The organism is Pseudomonas sp. Irchel s3a12 (assembly GCF_900187485.1).
Taxonomy (GTDB): Bacteria; Pseudomonadota; Gammaproteobacteria; order Pseudomonadales; family Pseudomonadaceae; genus Aquipseudomonas; species Aquipseudomonas neuropathica.
Genome location: NZ_FYDN01000006.1, coordinates 238,616 through 254,440, shown reverse-complemented (window position 1 = coordinate 254,440; position 15,825 = coordinate 238,616). Strand labels below are relative to the sequence as shown.

The window sequence follows — 15,825 nt, the reverse complement described above, 5'->3', positions numbered from 1 at the left end:
AACAACATTATAAGCTCCCCCGCACTGCCGGATAATCGACAAGCACTACGGAGAGCGAAAACCTTGAACACCCTGACCACCGACAAACTTATCCGTTACAGCAAAGTTATATTGATGGCCTACATCAGTTTCTTTGGCCTGCTGGTGATGATCCACAACTTCACCGACTATGACTCAAACTACACTTACGTGGCCCACATCCTGAGCATGGACACCACCACTGCCAGCGAAACCATCAAGTATCGGGCCATCGAGTCACCGATGATTCATCATCGGATTTACTGGTTCATCATCACTTTGGAAGTCACCTATACCGTGCTATGCCTGATAGGCACCTATCAGTTGTTGCGCCATATCAATGCCCCTGCCGAGGTATTCCATGAGGCAAAGAAGTTCTCGATCATGGGCATACTCGCGGCCATCTTCATTTATTACGTCTGCCTGCAAACCGTGGGTGTGGAATGGTTCGACATGGACACTTCGCAATCATGGAATGCCAAGGACTGGGCACGACATATTGTTGACTTCATATTCCCGGTGATGATTTACATCACCTTGAAAGTCGAGCGCTGACGTTCAGCGCTCGTTTATTTCATGCCAACTTTCCCTGCACTGGCGCCACCACTGCTTTCGGTTTACGAAACACCAGCACATTGCCCAGCATCACTAACACCAGACCGACCAGCGCCGGCGCTGTCCATTGGTAACCTTCAGCAAACGCCGAAACGTTGAGCGCCACCACCGGAAACAGCACCGTGCAGTAAGCCGCACGCTCCGGCCCCATGCGCCCGACCAGCGTCAGATACGCGGTGAAACCAATGACGGAACCGGGGATCACCAGATACAGCAGCGCACCGACGTAACGTGGGCTCCAGTCCATGTCGAATGGAATGCCTTTGACCAGGCACCACACCGACAGCATCGCCGCGCCATAGGCCATGCCCCAGGCGTTGGTGGTCAGCGGTTTGAGACCGGCCTTCTGCTGCAGGCTCGAGAGCATGTTGCCCGCCGAGAAACACAACGTCCCGCACAGTGCCAGGCCGAGCCCCAGCAAGGTTTGCGGGCTGGCCTGATGCCCGACCAGTTCTGGCCAGAACAACATGCCCAGGCCGAACAGCCCCAGCGCACCGCCCATCAGCACATTGCGCGCGATGCGCTGACCAAAGAACACCCGCGCATTCAGCGCGTTCCACAGCGTCGCGGTGGAAAACACCACCGCGACCAGACCACTGGGGATCCACTGACTGGCGGTCAGGAAACACATGAAGTTGACGCAAAACAGGCACAAGCCCTGCGCCACGCAGATCAGATGCCCGCGGCGGTTCATCGGTTGCAGGCGCCGACTGAGCAGCAACAGCGCAAACAGCACCAGCGCGGCGAGCCCGAAGCGATAGACGATCGACACCGGAATCGCCACCACGCCAAGCTGCCATTTCAGGGCAATCCAGGTGGTGCCCCAGATCAGCACGGTCAGCAAATACAACGACAGGTTCATGGCAGACACTCCTCGATAGGCCTTGAGTGTCTGCCCGAGCCAGGTTTGTGCGCTTGCAGATTCTTGCGCTTTTGTCTGGCGGCAGGCTGGCAGCGCGGTGTCTACGGAGTAGGATGCAAGGCGTTGAAGAGAACCGACCATGGCCACCATCGATACCCTGCAAGTCTTTCAAGCGTTGAACAGCTCGCCGAACGCACGCCTGGTGCACAGCGCCGAGCTCGGTGACGGCTTGTCTGCCGCTTTGTGGACCAACCACCACGATGCACAGGATTACGAAGCGCCAAGCCACCACACGTTGTCCTGCTACATTGCCGGTGGCACCGGCACTTTTCGTCGCGATCAACCTGGGCAAAAAGGCGGGCCGGACAAGTTGTGCATCCTGCCGGCCGATCATGAGTCGGGCTGGGTGATCAACGGTGATATTCGCTTGGCGCACCTGTATTTCAGCGCCGAACAATTCGCCCTCGGTTGCGTCACGCTGCTCGATCGCGAACCCCGCGAGATGCAGTTGCGCGAGCAGACCTTTCTCGAAGACCCACAACAGGCGCAACGCTTCCGGCAGTTGCTGACGCTGAATTGGGACGAGCCAGCCGAGCGTCTGCTAACCAGCAGCCTCGCCCATGAGTTGATCAGCCACACTTTGCTCAGTCAGGTCGGCGCGCGTCAGGGTTTGCGATTGAAGGGCGGACTGGCACCACACCAGCGTCGGCAACTGGTGGAGTTCATCGACAATCAGTTGGCCGAACCGATCAGCCTGGGTCAATTGGCCGGATTGTGTGCGCTGTCGGAATACCACTTTGCGCGGATGTTTCGCACCAGCTTCGGTCTGCCACCGCATCAGTATGTGCTGGCGCGGCGCCTGAGCCGGGCGCGGGAGTTGTTGCGCGGGACGGCGTTGCCGTTGGGTGAGATTGCGCTGGCGTGCGGGTTTGCCAGCGCCAGTCATTTCACCAATCGGTTCAAGCAGGTTCTGGGCGGGACGCCGGGTGAGTATCGGCAGGCGTTTTTGCGTTGAGCCCTTCTCCCCTCACCCCAGCCCTCTCCCGGAGGGAGAGGGAGCCGACCGAGGTGTCTGGCGCTATACGTCGACCTGAAAAATCGAATCGACTATGGATTCCAAGCATTACTTTCAGGTCGGTGTATCTCTCGAATATCCCACGGTCAGTCCCCTCTCCCTTAGGGAGAGGGTTAGGGTGAGGGGCTTTTGATCTTGCCTTAAAACTCCAGCGTGCTGGACAGCGATACCTGTCGCGAATCCCCCATCGACACAAAGAACCGGCTCGCCGCCGAGGTGTAATACGTGCGATCAAACAGGTTCTTCACATTGAGCTGAAACTTGACCTTCTGCCCCTCAACCCTGGTGTCGTAAGTGGCAAACGCATCGGCCACGGTATAGCTCGGCAGATCAAAATCATTCACCGCGTTACCCGCTCGTTCGCCGACATAACGCGCCCCGGCGCCGACGCGCAATTGATCGCCGCCGATCACACTGCCGAAGTCATACACCGCCGACAACGAACCGGAATTCTTCGCTACGTTCTGCAGGCGCTTGCCTTTGTAGTCCGGGTCTTCGGTCACTTCGGCATCGGTGTAGGCGTAGCTGCCGATCATGCTCCAGTGGTCGCTCAACTGACCGGTCAGGTCCATTTCCAGACCGCGCGAACGCACCTCACCGGCCGCACTGTAAATCGTCGTCGGGCCTTCGGAATTGGCCACCAGCACGTTGCGTTTCTTGATGTCGAACAACGCGATGTTGCCGGTGACACGCCCCGGCATGTCCAGCCGCGCACCCAGCTCCCACGACTTGGCTTCTTCCGGTGCGATGCTGCCGTCGAGTACGGTGCTGCTGCCACTCAGCGGGGCGATGGTCGAGTTGGGTTTGAACGATTCGGTGTAGCTGCCGTAGAACGACAAGGCGTCGGTGTAGCGATACACCAGACCGGCGCGCGGCACCCATTTCTGCCCGTTGCTGTCGGTGTTGGCCTTGAACGGCACGCCTTTGCCGGCGTACTGGTCGTACTCCTGGAAGCGTCCGCCAGCGACCAGAATCCACTGATCGTTGAGGTGAATCGAGTCCTGCATGAACACCGAATCGCTGCGCAGTTCATCGGTCTGCGCGCTGTCGGGGGCGCTGACGGTCGTACCGGCAACTTCACGGCCATACACCGGATTGAGGTAACTGAACGTGGTCAGGCTTTTCTGTCGGATCAAGTCCTCGCGGTAGATCTTGCGGTACTCGTCATCGACGCCGAACACCAGATCATGCTGCATGCCCAACACGTTGACCTTGCCTTCGAGACTGGCGGTGGTGAAACGGTCAGTGCTGATCGCGTTCTGGGTGCCGTCCATGCTGCGGGTCAGCGTGCCCTTTTTGGTGTCGATGGCGGTCACGCGGACCTGGCTGGCGTCGTAGGTCTCGCGGTTCCAGCTGTAACCGAAGTGGGCTTTCCAGTCGTCGTTGAGGTCGTGGTCGGCTTCAAAGTGATACAGGTCCGAACGGCCTTCCATGTTATTGAACGGCTCGTCGAGGCGCTCTTTGCGCGAGATGTCCAGCGGGTGATTGGTGCGTGGATCGATCAGCGTGCCGCGGTCGAACGGCGTGAGAAATTCGCGGTGCTCGTAGGCGAACAACAGCTTGGTGCTCTCGCCGAACCAGGCCAGCGACGGGGCGATCAGGGTTTCACGGTGGGTGCCGAAGTTGCGCCAGTAATCTTCGTCTTCGTGGTCGAGCACCATGCGATAGGCCAGCCCGGAATCGCCCAACGGGCCGGTGCTGTCGAAGGTGCCGCCGCTGCCGTTCTTGCCCTCGCCGTAGGTCGAGCCGCGCAAGGTCAGCGCATTGTATTGGGTAAGTTCAGGCTTCTTGCTGACCAGGTTGACCACGCCACCCGGGTCTTGAATGCCGTAGAGCAACGAGGCCGGGCCTTTGAGCACTTCAACCCGATCGACCGTGGCGTTCATGCCACGCCCCTGCACGATCGGCATACCGTCGCGCATGATCGAGCCATTTCGGTTGTCACCGAAACCGCGCGTCATCACCGAGTCCTGAGTGCTACCCAAGGTGTTGCCCTGGGTGATGCCGCTGACATTGGCCAACGCGTCATCCAGATTGCGCGGCGCCTGATCGCGGATGACTTGCGCCGGGATGACGTTGACGGTCTGCGGGATTTCCTGAAGCGAGGCCGAGGAGCGCATCACCGAACTGGTTTCCGGTGGCTGGTAGCTCATCGATTCATCGCGGGTCGAGGTGATGGTCGTGGCGCCGAGATTCAGCGCACCTTCAGTAGGCTGAGGCTCCAGCGCCAGCGTGTGGCTGTCGGTGCGGCGGAAGTTGAGGCCGGAACCGCTGAGCAAACGTTGCAGTGCCTGTTCAGCACTCATCTGGCCATTGACGGCCGGAGCTGTAAGGCCGTAGGGCGCTTCGTCGGTGTAGACCACGCTCTGCCCGGTGACGCGGCTGAAGTCGCTCAAGGCTTGCGGCAGCGGTTTAGCGACCAGGGAAAAGTTGAACTGCTTTTGCGCCTGACTGCTGGCGGTTTCAGCGGCGAGCGCGACGCTCAGCGGCAACAGCGCCAATGCTGAAAAGCTCAGTGCCGACACGCCTAACCATTGTTTGACCGAACCCGATTTTGCCCTGGACTTCATTGCTCAATGACCTGTGTAGAACCGCAACGGATGCGAATGACTCGCAGTTTCAGTCACTACACGGATGGGGCTGATGTTTACCTCACCAACATTTGAAAATTATTTTTTGTGGTGTTCGATCGGGCGCCATCGCGAGCAGGCTCACTCCTACATTTGGAATGCGTTCCCCTGTAGGAGTGAGCCTGCTCGCGATGGCTTTAGCCGCCTCAGCGCAAAATAATCAGATGACCCAACACCTGATGCTGCTCAAACCCCATCACCCCTTGCAGCGAACTCAAAACCGCCTGCGGATCCTTGCTCGGAAAACTGCCACTGACCTTGCGCGCCGCCAGCTCATCGTTGAGCAACACAATCCGCCCGGGGTAATAACGGCGCAAATCCTCCACCACATCAGCCAGTGTCGACTTGTAATAAGTCAGCCAGCCCTGACGCCAGGCCAACTGCGCCTCACTGTCCACCGTATGCAGTTTTTCTGCCGTACCGTCACCGTAAGCGACCTGCTGACCGGCCGTAAGAATTTGCTGCTCAGCATCACGATCCGCCGTCACACCAACGCGCCCCGACAACACCGTAACCTGCGCACCGTGAGGCTGCAGTCGCACTTCGAACTGCGTGCCAAGCACCCGCGCCTCGCCCTTCTCCGCCGCGACCACAAACGGATCCCCCGTATGTGTGACGCTGAAGAAACCGGCACCACGACGCAATTGCACATGCCGCTCGCCATGACTGAAATCCACGGCAATCGCACTGTCGCCATCCAGCGTCACTTGCGATTGATCGGCGAGTGTCACCGTGCGGATCTCACCGGGTGCCGAGACATAATCGGCGCCCAGGTCATCGATCCAGCGCTGCGGCTGCCAACCGGTGCCAAGGCTGATCATCAGCAACAAGCACGCGGCCATCGCCAGCGCGCCCGACCAGCGCAAAACGGGCGAATGACGCGGGCGGTCCATCGCATGAAGGTAACCCTGCAACGCGAAGGCTTCTTCATCGGCCAATGTTCGCGCCGGGCCTTCACTCAACTCCCACACAACCTGAGCCTGTGCGTAAGCTTCGGCGTGCGCCGGATCGGCACGCAGCCATTGGCTGAAGGTCAGTTGATCGCCCGCGCTCGGCCGGTCATGCAACAAGCTCAGCCAGGCGAACGCAGCCTGCTCTTGCGCGGGCGTGGGGATGACGGAATCGGATGGCTTCACGGTGCTTTCCCTGGCAGGCGTGGCGCGGGTTCGCGCAGGCTGGCCTTGCAGGCCTCGAGGGCGCGCATCATATGTTTTTCCACGGCACTTTGGGACAGGCCCATGGCTTTGGCGATTTCCGCATACTTGCGGCCGTGAATGCGATTGAGCAAAAAGATCTGCCGGGTGCGCTCTGGCAAGGCGCGCAACGCCGCTTCGACATACTTCAGATCATTGCCCGCTTCCAGCGCTGCTTGTGGTTCGCTGCCGTGGCTGTGCGGCTCGTCCGGTTGCCAGCCTTCGTTGACCCGCGTGCGCGTGCCTTCGCTGCGCAGATGGTCGATGGCGATGTTGCCGGCGCAGCGCAACAGATAGGTGCTGAGCTCTTCGACCTGCACCAGCGGTCGCCGCCAAAAACGCAGAAACAGATCCTGGACCAGATCCGCCGCCGTCGCCCGACAACCGACGCGCCGGTTTACCAGCGCTTCCATTTGCGAACGCTGGGACAGGAACACCTGAAGAAAATGCGCACGTGCCCCACGCGGCTCATCGTCGCGGGATTCCGGTGGCAGACCGATCAGCACTTCAGCACTGCGCCCATGCGGCGACCGGGCTCGCCAGCAGACTGACCCCGGCCAGCGTCAATGCGAAACGCGGGCGATACGGCAGCAACAAAACCAACACCAAGGCGCTGAGCATCAGCACGGCAAACCAGTCGACCAGGCCGAAGCTCCAGCCGTTGGCCTTCACCGCCGCCCAAAGCGACAAACACAGCAATAACCATCCGCCGACTTTCAGGCCCTGACGGCGACGCGTGGACGGTTTGTGACCGAGCAATTCATCGTGGTGGCGAGGCATCGACAGGCACAACGCGGTGAATCCGGCGTAGGTAAGCAACAAGGGCAAGAGCATCAGTTCGCCCCTTGTTCAAGGGTGATCGGCCGGGCCTGTTCGCGGCGGGGGTTTTTAATGCTGACGGTGTTGCCGGCGCGCTGCATTTTCCACGCGGCCCAAGCCAGGAACAAACCGGTTGCGAGGCACGTCAGATCAAAACCGGCCAATGCCCAATCCCTCTGCATCAAGGTAACGCCGAGATTCCAAGGGGTGGTCAGCGCATTGACCAGCGGCACCGCGACAAACAGGGCGGCGCTCAGGGTGAGTTGCTCAACCCAGGCCTTTCGTCCCGGACGCAGCAGCGCGTGCAGCACACTCAAAGCCCAAGCGATAAAGAACGCGTTCACTTCCCAATCTGCGCGCTCGGCGAGGCTCACTGGCAACAGACGATTGGCCAGGAAGAATACAGCCACCGCCGCAACCAACCCGGCCATGCTGGCGATGTTCAGCACTTCAACCAGCCGCAGTTCGAACGGCATCACGCCGCTCTTGGCATGTTTGAGTTGACGCTTGCCCAACCAGATCACCAGCCCGGTGCCGATCATCGCCGTGCCGGCCAATCCGCAAATGAAATACAGCCAACGCAGGAGCGGCCCGGCGAAGTGACCCATGTGCAAGCCATAGAACGCACCACCCACCGCCATCGCCATTGGCTGCTCCGGTGTGCTGCCGAGCATCTGCCCGGTCACCCCGTTGAACGTCACGGCACGGCCGAAATCATGCACCACGCGATCCCCCGCACGGGACAGCACCACCGTGGCATTGGCATCCCCCGGATTGCTCACCGACAGACGCGCCGTGTGGCCGCCCGACCATTGCTCGCTGGCCTTGCTCAACAGCGGCGCCATGGCTGCCAAAGGTGCCGCGATGTTGGCGCGCTCCGGGGTTTTCGACGCGGGGAACACTTCATCATAGAACGTGCGCACGTCACTGCCGTACGACGCGACGATGCTCGCCGGCATGACCATCGACATGAAAATCACCAGGCTGCTGTAGGTGATCATCAAGTGAAACGGCAACACCAGCACACCCACCGCGTTATGCCCGTCGAGCCAGGAGCGCTGACCCTTGCGCGGGCGGAAGGTGAAGAAGTCCTTGAAGATTTTCTTGTGGGTGATGATCCCGGTGATCAGCGCGACGAACATCACCATCGCGGCAATCGTCGCCAGCCAGCGGCCCCACGGATAAGGCATTTGCAACTGGAAGTGGAAGCGATAGAAGAACTCGCCGCCCATGCTGTCGCGGCCCTGCACTTCGGCGCCGGTTTGCGCGTCGAGGGTTTTCGACTCGAAGCGCCCGCGCTCACCGGGATTGGCCGGCACTGGCTGCCAGCGCACGGTCAGGCCGGGATCTCGGGCATCAGGCAAATCGATCAGCCAGCGTGAGGCGCCGGCCGCGTGTTGCTGCAGATAATCCTGGGCCAGCGTCAGGCTCGTCTCGGCACTCACCGATCGCGCGGGGATTTCCGGCTGCATCCAGTGGCTGATCTCATCTTTGAAATAGGCCAGCGTCCCGGTCAGGAAAATCGCGAACAGCAACCAGCCGAACAGCAGTCCGGCCCAGGTGTGCAGCCAGGCCATCGCCTGACGAAAGCCCTCTTTCATGCCAGGCCCAATCCACGTGCTGCGCCAGAGATGGTCGCCAGAATCACGCTTGGCACCAGCAAACCGACCCAGGCCGACCACGCCGTACGACAGGCGAAACACCAGAGCACCGCCACCAGATAGACCAGAAAGGAAATGGTCATGCCGGTCACCACCGCTTCGGCGCGGCTCAACGGCAGCCACAGCGTCAGGGTGACACTGGCCAGCGCCGCAACGAGATAGCCGCCAAACACCGCCGCCAGCACCCGTGAGGTGACGGCCAGACGATAGGAGATGGGAAGTGTGGCGAGTTTGCCTTTCATGTTTCGACCCTGAAACGAAAAACGTCCGGCCGATGAGCCGAACCTACAGGCGAGCAATATTAATGATAAATATTCTCATACGCAAAAGCATCTGATTGCCGGTTAAGCGTTTCGCCCCTTACAATGCGAACAGTTCTTGTTCTCTAACGCATACTCTCTACCGCGCCATCAAGCGCCCGGAGTAATACCGTTGTCGTCCGCCCATCCTGTCGAATCGCTCTATCAGGCCCATCACGGCTGGCTCACCAGTTGGCTGCGGCGCAAACTCGGCTGCCCGGACAGCGCGGCGGATCTGGCGCAGGACACGTTTATCAAGGTGCTGACCGCCCGCGAACCTCCGGTGATCATCGAGCCGCGCGCCTTTCTGACGACGTTGGCCAAGCGCGTTCTGTTCAATCATTACCGCCGTCAGGATGTCGAACGCGCTTACCTCGACACCTTGGCGCAGATGCCGGACATGGTCGCGCCGTCGGAAGAAGACAAGGCGATCATCCTGCAAACCCTGATGGAGCTGGATCAGTTGCTCGACGGTTTGCCGCGTCAGGTCAAACGCGCCTTTTTGCTGGCGCAGGTCGATGGCCTGACTTATCCACAGATCGCCGCTGAACTGGGCATATCCGTGGCCACGGTCAAACGTCATCTGAACAAAGCCGCCATGCGCTGCTACTTCGCCTTATGAACCGCGTGCCGGATTTCTCCTCCCAAGTGGCTGAACAGGCCGTGCATTGGCTGATGGAAATGCAGCAGGGCACGCTCTCCCCGCGCCAGCAACGGGCCTGGCAACAATGGCTGGAGGCACACAGCGAACACCGGCGGGCGTGGGAGCATATTCAGCGGGTCAATCAGCGTTTGCGCGGTGTGTCGTCGCCGCTGGCACACGCGGCGTTGAACGGGCCGAAGTCCGGCAGCCGTCGTCAGGCGCTGAAACTGTTGCTGATTCTCGGCGCGGGCACGGCGGCCACTTGGGGCATGCGCGAGCACAATCCTGTGCCGTCGCTGCTCGCCGATTACCGCAGCCCGCTGGGGCAGCGACGCAAAATTTCCCTGGGTGGCGGTGATAAGTTGCAACTCAATACCGCCAGTGCCGTGGACGTCGACGGTGCGCAGCGATTGATCCGCTTGCTCGAAGGCGAAATCCTCCTGACGGCCGCGCAATCCTTCGAAGTGCACACGGCTCAGGGCCTTCTGAAAGCTCAGGGCGCGCGCCTCAATGTGCGTCAGTTTGCCGATCGCACGCAGGTTGCGCTGTTTGACGGCCGCGTCGAACTGAGCAGCAATGGACGCGCGCCGATGCTGCTGCCGCTTGCACGGCAACTGAGTTTCACCTCGAAATCCATCAGCGAAGCCAAACCGCTGGATGCCAACAGCGGCGCCTGGGCCGACGGCATGCTGGTGGCCGCGCATATGCGTTTGGGCGACTTCCTCGATGAACTCGGCCGCTATCGTCGCGGCCAGCTCAATTGCGACAGGAACGTCGCCGACCTGCTGATTTCCGGGACTTACCCACTGGACGACAGCGAGCGGATTCTCGACCTGCTGGAAATCAGTTTGCCGGTGAAGGTGAAGCGCTTTACCCGTTACTGGGTGAGCGTCGAAGCGCGGGTTTAAAAAACATCAAAAATAAATGAGCCGTTTTTCAGATCTGGCGTGACAGAGAAGGAAAGCCCCCTTGATTCAACCTTCTCAGGATCATCCGACATGCACTCCACCCGCCTCACGCCACTGGCTCGTACCCTGCGCAATCTTGTCCTCGGCGCCAGCCTGAGTTTCAGTGCCCTGCCCGCCGCGCTGGCCGCTGATGCCAAGGCTTATCACATCGCGCCGTCGTCGCTGGAGAACGCCCTCAACCAGTTTGGCCGTGAAGCGGGCGTGCTGATTTCGTTTGGTTCGCAAGTCACCAGCGGTGTGCAAAGCCGTGGCCTGGAAGGCAGTTACACACCTGAGCAGGGTTTGAATGCATTGCTTGAAGGCACCGGTCTGCAAGCGCGCGCCGAAGGCAACAATGCGTTCAGCCTGCAACCGGTGGCGGATGCCGCGCTGGAGCTGGACACCTCGAAAGTCGTCGGCGACTGGCTCGGCGACGCTGCGCAAATCAATGTGTTCGAGCACCCGGGCGCGCGCGATGTGATCCGCCGCGAAGAGTTCGAACGCCAGGGCGCCACTCAGGCGCGGGATGTGCTCAATCGCATCCCCGGCGTCAACGCTCCAGACAACAACGGCACCGGCAGCCACGACATGGCGCTGAATTTCGGTATCCGTGGCTTGAACCCGCGACTGGCCGCGCGCTCGACCGTGTTGATGGACGGCATTCCGGTGCCGTTCGCGCCCTACGGCCAGCCGCAGTTATCGTTCGCGCCGATCAGCATGGGCAACATGGATGCCGTGGACGTCGTGCGCGGCGGCGGCGCGGTGCGTTACGGCCCGCAAAACGTCGGCGGCGTGGTCAACTTCGTCACCCGGGCGATTCCCGACGAGCCAACGGTCAAGGGCGGTTTCCAAACTGAAACCAGCCCATCGTCGAGCCACGACGGCTTCAAGACCAGCGCCAACCTGCTGGCCGGCGGCACCAACGCCAATGGCCTCGGCGGTGCGTTGCTCTACTCCGGGACGCGCGGCGGCGACTGGCGCGAACACAGCGACACTGAAATCGACGACCTGATCCTCAAGGGCAAATACCAGCTCGACGAAGCCAATAGCTTCAACGCCATGGCCCAGTATTACGAAGGCAAGGCTGACATGCCCGGCGGTCTGAACGTGGCCGATTACGACGCCGATCCGTATCAATCGACGCGTCCGAAGGACCAGTTCTGGGGCCGCCGCACGATGTTCAATTTCGGCTATCGCTATCAGGAAGATCGCCACGAATTCACTGCCAACACGTTCTTCACCAAGACCTTGCGCAGCGGTTATCTCGATCAGGGCACCTTCCTTTCGCTGTCGCCGCGCGAGTATTGGGTGCGTGGCCTGGAAACCCGATTCGCCCAAGGTTTCGACCTCGGCCCGACCAGCCACGAAGTCGGCGTCGGCTATCGCTACATCAACGAGGCCGGTCACGAACTGCGCTATCGCACACCGATCAGCAGCAACCAATACCCGACCACCGCCAGCCGCAACGACCGCGACACCCGTGGCGGCACCGAGGCCAATGCGTTCTTCGTCGACGACCGCATCGACATCGGCAAATGGACCATCACCCCGGGCGTGCGCTACGAGATGATCGAGTCGCAGCAGACCAACAACCTGACCAACGTCAAATACAAGGGCGACTACAACACCGCACTGCCAGCGTTGAACGTGCTCTATCACCTGACCGACAGCTGGAACCTGTACGCCAACACCGAAGGCTCGTTCGGCAGTGTGCAATACAGCCAGATGCCCAACCGGGTGACCAGCGGCGAAGTAAAACCGGAGAAGGCGCGTACGTGGGAACTCGGCACGCGGTATGACAACGGCGCGTTGCGCGCGGAAATCGGCGCGTTCCTGATCAACTTCGACAACCAGTACGAAAGCAACCAGACCAACGATTCGGTGATCGCCCGTGGCGAAACTCGCCATCAAGGGATCGAGACCAGCGTCAATTACGCGCTGGATGACTTGAGCCCGGCGCTCGCCGGCTTCGATGTCTACGCCACTTACGCTTATGTTGACGCGACTATCCGCGAAGACGGACCAAACAAGGGCAATCGCGTGCCGTTCTCGTCGAAACACAAAGGCACGATTGGCGTGGGTTACACCGAAGGACCGTGGAAGCTGAATCTCGACAGCAGCTTCCAGAGCGACCAATTCGCCGACAACGCCAACACCTCGAAGGAAAGTGCTGATGGCAGCACTGGCAAGATCCCCGGTTACATGCTGTTCAGCAGCCGCGCGGGGTATGACTTCGGGCCGCAGTTGTCGGACTTGAATGTGGCGGTGGGCGTGAAGAACATCTTCAACACGCAGTACTTCACGCGCTCGTTTGATGACAACAACAAGGGCAAGTATGTGGGTGAGCCGCGTACGGTGTACGTCCAGACTTCTGTAGCATTCTGAGGATTGAAAAGCCCCTCATCGGAACGCCGCCCGCCTAGCCCTCTCCCTAAGGGAGAGGGTACTGATTGGGGGATGCTTGCGAGGTACGCCGACCTGAACGTGCTGTGCCGAATCCATAATCGACTCGACCTGAAACCGCTTTGCCGAATCCATAATCGACTCGACCTGAAACCGCTTTGCCGAATCCATAATCGACTCGGTCTTTCAGGTCGATGTACCCCGCAATACGACTCGGTCGGCCCCCTCTCCCTCCGGGAGAGGGCTGGGGTGAGGGTCAGCGGGTCATGGTCTACAGTAAAACTTCAAACCAACTTCACAAGGATCGTGAAGCATGCAAACTCGCCCCACCCTCGCCCAATTCGCCCGCCAGTTACGCGTTAACCAAACCGACTGTGAACACCTGCTCGGGCAAAAACTCCACTCCCGCCAAATCGCCAATCTGAAATTTCGTCGGCAATTTCCGTGTCCGCCTTACGTGCTGGATTTTTACTGTGCGGAGTTGAAATTGGCGATTGAGCTGGATGGCGGTCAGCACTTTGAAACGCAGGGACTGATTCATGACCAACGCCGGACGCACTATCTGAATCAGAAGGGCATTGAAGTCGCGCGCTTCAGTAATCTCCAGGTGATCCAGCAGATGGACGATGTGCTGGAGCAGATCATAAGAACTGCAGCGAATCGAAAAATGCCCTCACCCTAACCCTCTCCCAGAGGGAGAGGGGACTGACCGGGGGATGCTTGCGAGCTACGCCGACCTGATTCTGCTTTGCCGAATCCATAATCACTCGGTCTTTCAGGTCGACGTACCTCTTCAGACACCTCGGTCGGCCCTCTCCCGTAGAGAGGGGGGACTGATTGCGGGATGCTTCAGAAATACATCAACCTGAAGTGCTTTGCCGAATCCATAGTCGACGCTGTCTTTCAGGTCGATGTAACCCGCAACACACCTCGGTCGGCCCCCTCTCCCGGAGGGAGAGGGCTGGGGTGAGGGGCCGCGCTCTTGTGCCTTGCGCAAAAATCCGCCGCAAACAAAAACGGGCCTGCTTTCGCAGGCCCGCTCTCATTGGGTGGCTATAAAATCAGCGCATCAACTGTTGATCGCTGCCTGTTCATTCTCAAGAAATTCTTCCTCCAGCAGAGCGTCATTCGCCTTGCTAAATGGCACCACAGCGGCACGTGGTTTACCTCGCAGTTTGCCGAAAAGGTGCTCCAGGGCGTGCTCGAGTTTTTCGGCAGCGCCGTCGATCGCCAGTTCCAGCGAATCGGCTTTATGGGTCACGGAAATCGGTTGATGGCCTTTTGGCCGCGCTTCCAGTTGGCAGCGCAAGTCATGGGGACCTGGTTTGTCACCGTTCTCGTCGCTCAGGTGGACTTCGACACGGGTCAGGTCTTCTTCATAACGTTCGAGCGTGCTCTCAATGGTTGTACGTACCCACTCCTCCAGTCGTTGACTACTTTGAATATGGTTATCGCTGTTGACTTGGATTTGCATAGTTCATCCCTTATTTCAGCTAGCTCGTGAGAGGCCTTGAGTTGAATTTCCTGACCTCCTGGTTACAACAATCGGCCCGACCGACGAACATTTCAACCCCTGAAAAAAGATAAATATTCATTCGCAAAAAAAGCCGGACAACCGAGCAAAGCACTGGTAAGGTCGGGAGTTGGGTCGCCTCACACCCCGGCAAAATTTGCTCACAACTGCCCGTCGTTCAACGGGTGCAAACTGCGAAATATCCCCGCCTCCTCGACCAGCCAATCATGCACCGCACGCACACCCGGATGGCTTAAAGCCCCCGGTGCATAGAGCAACACATAGCGTTTGTGATTAGGCACCGACAGGCCAAACGGCACAATCAACGTCCCTCGCTCCAATTCATCGTTAAGCAAGGTGCGGCGGGCAATCGCCACGCCCATCCCGGCAATCGCCGCTTCGATGGTCAGATGATTGCGATTGAAGGTATGCCCACGCCGTACGTCGGCGCCCTCAAAACCAATCGCGTTCAAATAGAATTCCCATTCCGCGTATTCATAACTGCCACGCCACGCGGTGATGTCGTGCAGTACCGGGAAATGCACCAGATCCGCCGGCCCGTGCAACGGTGGTCGCCCGCGCAACAGGCTCGGTGCGCACACCGGGAAAATCTGCTCGTCGAGCAAGGCTGTGGATAACAATCCCGGGTAACTGCCGTCGTTCAAATCGATCGCCAGATCAAAATCGCCTTCGTGCAAGGGCACGCTGCTGTCCTCTGCCACCAAACGCAACTGAATGTCCGGATAGCGTTGCTGCAGGCGTGGCAAGCGCGGCGTCAGCCACTTGCTGAGGAACGACGGAATCGAGCGCACTCGCAAAATCCCGCTGATCATTCCGGCATCAAGTCGACGCAATTCGGCATCGATGCTGCCATATGCCTCGTTGACGGTAATCGCCAGCCGCTGCCCCTCCGCACTCAGCTCCACACCACGCGCGCGCCGATGAAACAGACGGAAACCAAGTCGTTCTTCAAGTTGACGAATTTGCTGACTGACCGCCCCCGGGGTGATGTGCAGCTCTTCGGCACAACGGGTGAACGACAGGTGCCGCGCGGCACAGGAAAACACCTGCAGCCAGACATAGGTCTGCGCATGCAATTGACGACTCATCGTTTAGTCCTGCTAAAGGCTTACTTAGGAAGTTTCGT

At 59.6% G+C, this 15,825-nt stretch carries 15 protein-coding genes; 6 read left to right on the top strand and 9 right to left on the bottom strand.

The features are described from left to right. The first annotated feature begins 63 nt into the window (after window positions 1-63). A complete protein-coding gene (locus CKW14_RS12665; protein WP_095049808.1) occupies window positions 64-573 on the top strand; it encodes a DUF2165 family protein in 510 nt (169 codons plus the stop codon). Window positions 574-592: 19 nt separating this feature from the next. On the opposite strand, the gene CKW14_RS12660 is transcribed toward CKW14_RS12665, so the two are convergent. Continuing rightward, a complete protein-coding gene (locus tag CKW14_RS12660) occupies window positions 593-1,495 on the bottom strand; it encodes a DMT family transporter (protein ID WP_095049807.1) in 903 nt (300 codons plus the stop codon). 139 nt (window positions 1,496-1,634) lie between these two features. Here CKW14_RS12660 and CKW14_RS12655 point away from each other — a divergent pair, with 139 nt between their 5' ends. Further along, complete coding sequence (locus tag CKW14_RS12655) at window positions 1,635-2,510, top strand: AraC family transcriptional regulator (RefSeq protein WP_095049806.1); 876 nt, start codon at window positions 1,635-1,637, stop codon at window positions 2,508-2,510. A 200-nt stretch (window positions 2,511-2,710) separates the two neighbouring features. Here the strand turns inward: CKW14_RS12655 and CKW14_RS12650 are convergent, their stop codons facing one another. The 6 genes from CKW14_RS12650 to CKW14_RS12625 all read right to left on the bottom strand — a co-directional run bounded on the left by CKW14_RS12650 (window position 2,711) and on the right by CKW14_RS12625 (window position 9,115). Then, window positions 2,711-5,140, bottom strand: a complete 2,430-nt coding sequence (locus CKW14_RS12650) for a TonB-dependent receptor (protein WP_095125427.1) — start codon at window positions 5,138-5,140, stop codon at window positions 2,711-2,713. A 206-nt stretch (window positions 5,141-5,346) separates the two neighbouring features. Then, the gene (locus CKW14_RS12645; RefSeq protein ID WP_095125426.1) at window positions 5,347-6,336 is read right to left on the bottom strand and encodes a FecR family protein; all 990 of its coding nucleotides are present in this window, start codon (window positions 6,334-6,336) and stop codon (window positions 5,347-5,349) included. Further along, entirely contained in the window at window positions 6,333-6,899 is a 567-nt protein-coding gene (locus CKW14_RS12640) for an RNA polymerase sigma factor (RefSeq protein ID WP_095049803.1), read from the bottom strand. Before CKW14_RS12640 ends, CKW14_RS12645 begins: the two co-directional genes overlap by 4 nt. 1 nt (window position 6,900) lies before the next feature. Further along, on the bottom strand, window positions 6,901-7,227 hold the full coding sequence (locus tag CKW14_RS12635; RefSeq protein WP_095049802.1) for a DUF3325 domain-containing protein: 327 nt from the start codon (window positions 7,225-7,227) through the stop codon (window positions 6,901-6,903). Then, the gene (locus CKW14_RS12630) at window positions 7,227-8,813 is read right to left on the bottom strand and encodes a PepSY domain-containing protein (protein ID WP_095049801.1); all 1,587 of its coding nucleotides are present in this window, start codon (window positions 8,811-8,813) and stop codon (window positions 7,227-7,229) included. The genes CKW14_RS12635 and CKW14_RS12630 overlap by 1 nt, the downstream gene beginning before the upstream one ends. Further along, on the bottom strand, window positions 8,810-9,115 hold the full coding sequence (locus tag CKW14_RS12625; protein WP_095125425.1) for a DUF3649 domain-containing protein: 306 nt from the start codon (window positions 9,113-9,115) through the stop codon (window positions 8,810-8,812). Before CKW14_RS12625 ends, CKW14_RS12630 begins: the two co-directional genes overlap by 4 nt. Before the next feature lie 190 nt (window positions 9,116-9,305). On the opposite strand from CKW14_RS12625, the gene CKW14_RS12620 reads away from it, so the two are divergent. The 4 genes from CKW14_RS12620 (at window position 9,306) to CKW14_RS12605 (ending at window position 13,847) form a co-directional block, all read left to right on the top strand. Further along, window positions 9,306-9,794 (top strand): sigma-70 family RNA polymerase sigma factor, encoded by a 489-nt coding sequence (locus CKW14_RS12620; protein WP_095125424.1) that lies wholly within the window; start codon window positions 9,306-9,308, stop codon window positions 9,792-9,794. Continuing rightward, window positions 9,791-10,723, top strand: a complete 933-nt coding sequence (locus CKW14_RS12615; RefSeq protein ID WP_095125423.1) for a DUF4880 domain-containing protein — start codon at window positions 9,791-9,793, stop codon at window positions 10,721-10,723. Before CKW14_RS12620 ends, CKW14_RS12615 begins: the two co-directional genes overlap by 4 nt. Window positions 10,724-10,813: 90 nt before the next feature. Then, window positions 10,814-13,147 (top strand): TonB-dependent Fe(3+) dicitrate receptor FecA, encoded by a 2,334-nt coding sequence (fecA, locus tag CKW14_RS12610; RefSeq protein WP_095125422.1) that lies wholly within the window; start codon window positions 10,814-10,816, stop codon window positions 13,145-13,147. Window positions 13,148-13,478: 331 nt separating this feature from the next. After that, the gene (locus CKW14_RS12605; protein ID WP_095125421.1) at window positions 13,479-13,847 is read left to right on the top strand and encodes an endonuclease domain-containing protein; all 369 of its coding nucleotides are present in this window, start codon (window positions 13,479-13,481) and stop codon (window positions 13,845-13,847) included. 387 nt (window positions 13,848-14,234) lie between these two features. Here CKW14_RS12605 and CKW14_RS12600 read toward each other — a convergent pair whose 3' ends face one another. Together CKW14_RS12600 and CKW14_RS12595 are read right to left on the bottom strand one after the other, a co-directional pair. Then, window positions 14,235-14,639: an HPF/RaiA family ribosome-associated protein gene (locus tag CKW14_RS12600; protein ID WP_095125420.1), complete on the bottom strand. Its 405-nt coding sequence runs from the start codon at window positions 14,637-14,639 to the stop codon at window positions 14,235-14,237. A gap of 200 nt (window positions 14,640-14,839) precedes the next feature. Beyond that, window positions 14,840-15,787 carry a LysR substrate-binding domain-containing protein gene (locus CKW14_RS12595; RefSeq protein ID WP_093436172.1) on the bottom strand — a complete coding sequence of 316 codons (948 nt, stop codon included), beginning with the start codon at window positions 15,785-15,787 and terminating at the stop codon, window positions 14,840-14,842. Window positions 15,788-15,825 lie beyond the last annotated feature (38 nt).

Excerpts from the sequence above, each read along its gene's own strand:
- CKW14_RS12660 (WP_095049807.1), bottom strand. The coding sequence starts at position 1,495 with ATGAACCTGTCGTTGTATTTGCTGACCGTGCTGATCTGGGGCACCACC.
- CKW14_RS12655 (WP_095049806.1), top strand. The coding sequence starts at position 1,635 with ATGGCCACCATCGATACCCTGCAAGTCTTTCAAGCGTTGAACAGCTCG.
- CKW14_RS12650 (WP_095125427.1), bottom strand. The coding sequence starts at position 5,140 with ATGAAGTCCAGGGCAAAATCGGGTTCGGTCAAACAATGGTTAGGCGTG.
- CKW14_RS12635 (WP_095049802.1), bottom strand. The coding sequence starts at position 7,227 with ATGCTCTTGCCCTTGTTGCTTACCTACGCCGGATTCACCGCGTTGTGC.
- CKW14_RS12630 (WP_095049801.1), bottom strand. The coding sequence starts at position 8,813 with ATGAAAGAGGGCTTTCGTCAGGCGATGGCCTGGCTGCACACCTGGGCC.
- CKW14_RS12625 (WP_095125425.1), bottom strand. The coding sequence starts at position 9,115 with ATGAAAGGCAAACTCGCCACACTTCCCATCTCCTATCGTCTGGCCGTC.
- CKW14_RS12615 (WP_095125423.1), top strand. The coding sequence starts at position 9,791 with ATGAACCGCGTGCCGGATTTCTCCTCCCAAGTGGCTGAACAGGCCGTG.
- fecA (WP_095125422.1), top strand. The coding sequence starts at position 10,814 with ATGCACTCCACCCGCCTCACGCCACTGGCTCGTACCCTGCGCAATCTT.
- CKW14_RS12605 (WP_095125421.1), top strand. The coding sequence starts at position 13,479 with ATGCAAACTCGCCCCACCCTCGCCCAATTCGCCCGCCAGTTACGCGTT.
- CKW14_RS12600 (WP_095125420.1), bottom strand. The coding sequence starts at position 14,639 with ATGCAAATCCAAGTCAACAGCGATAACCATATTCAAAGTAGTCAACGA.
- CKW14_RS12595 (WP_093436172.1), bottom strand. The coding sequence starts at position 15,787 with ATGAGTCGTCAATTGCATGCGCAGACCTATGTCTGGCTGCAGGTGTTT.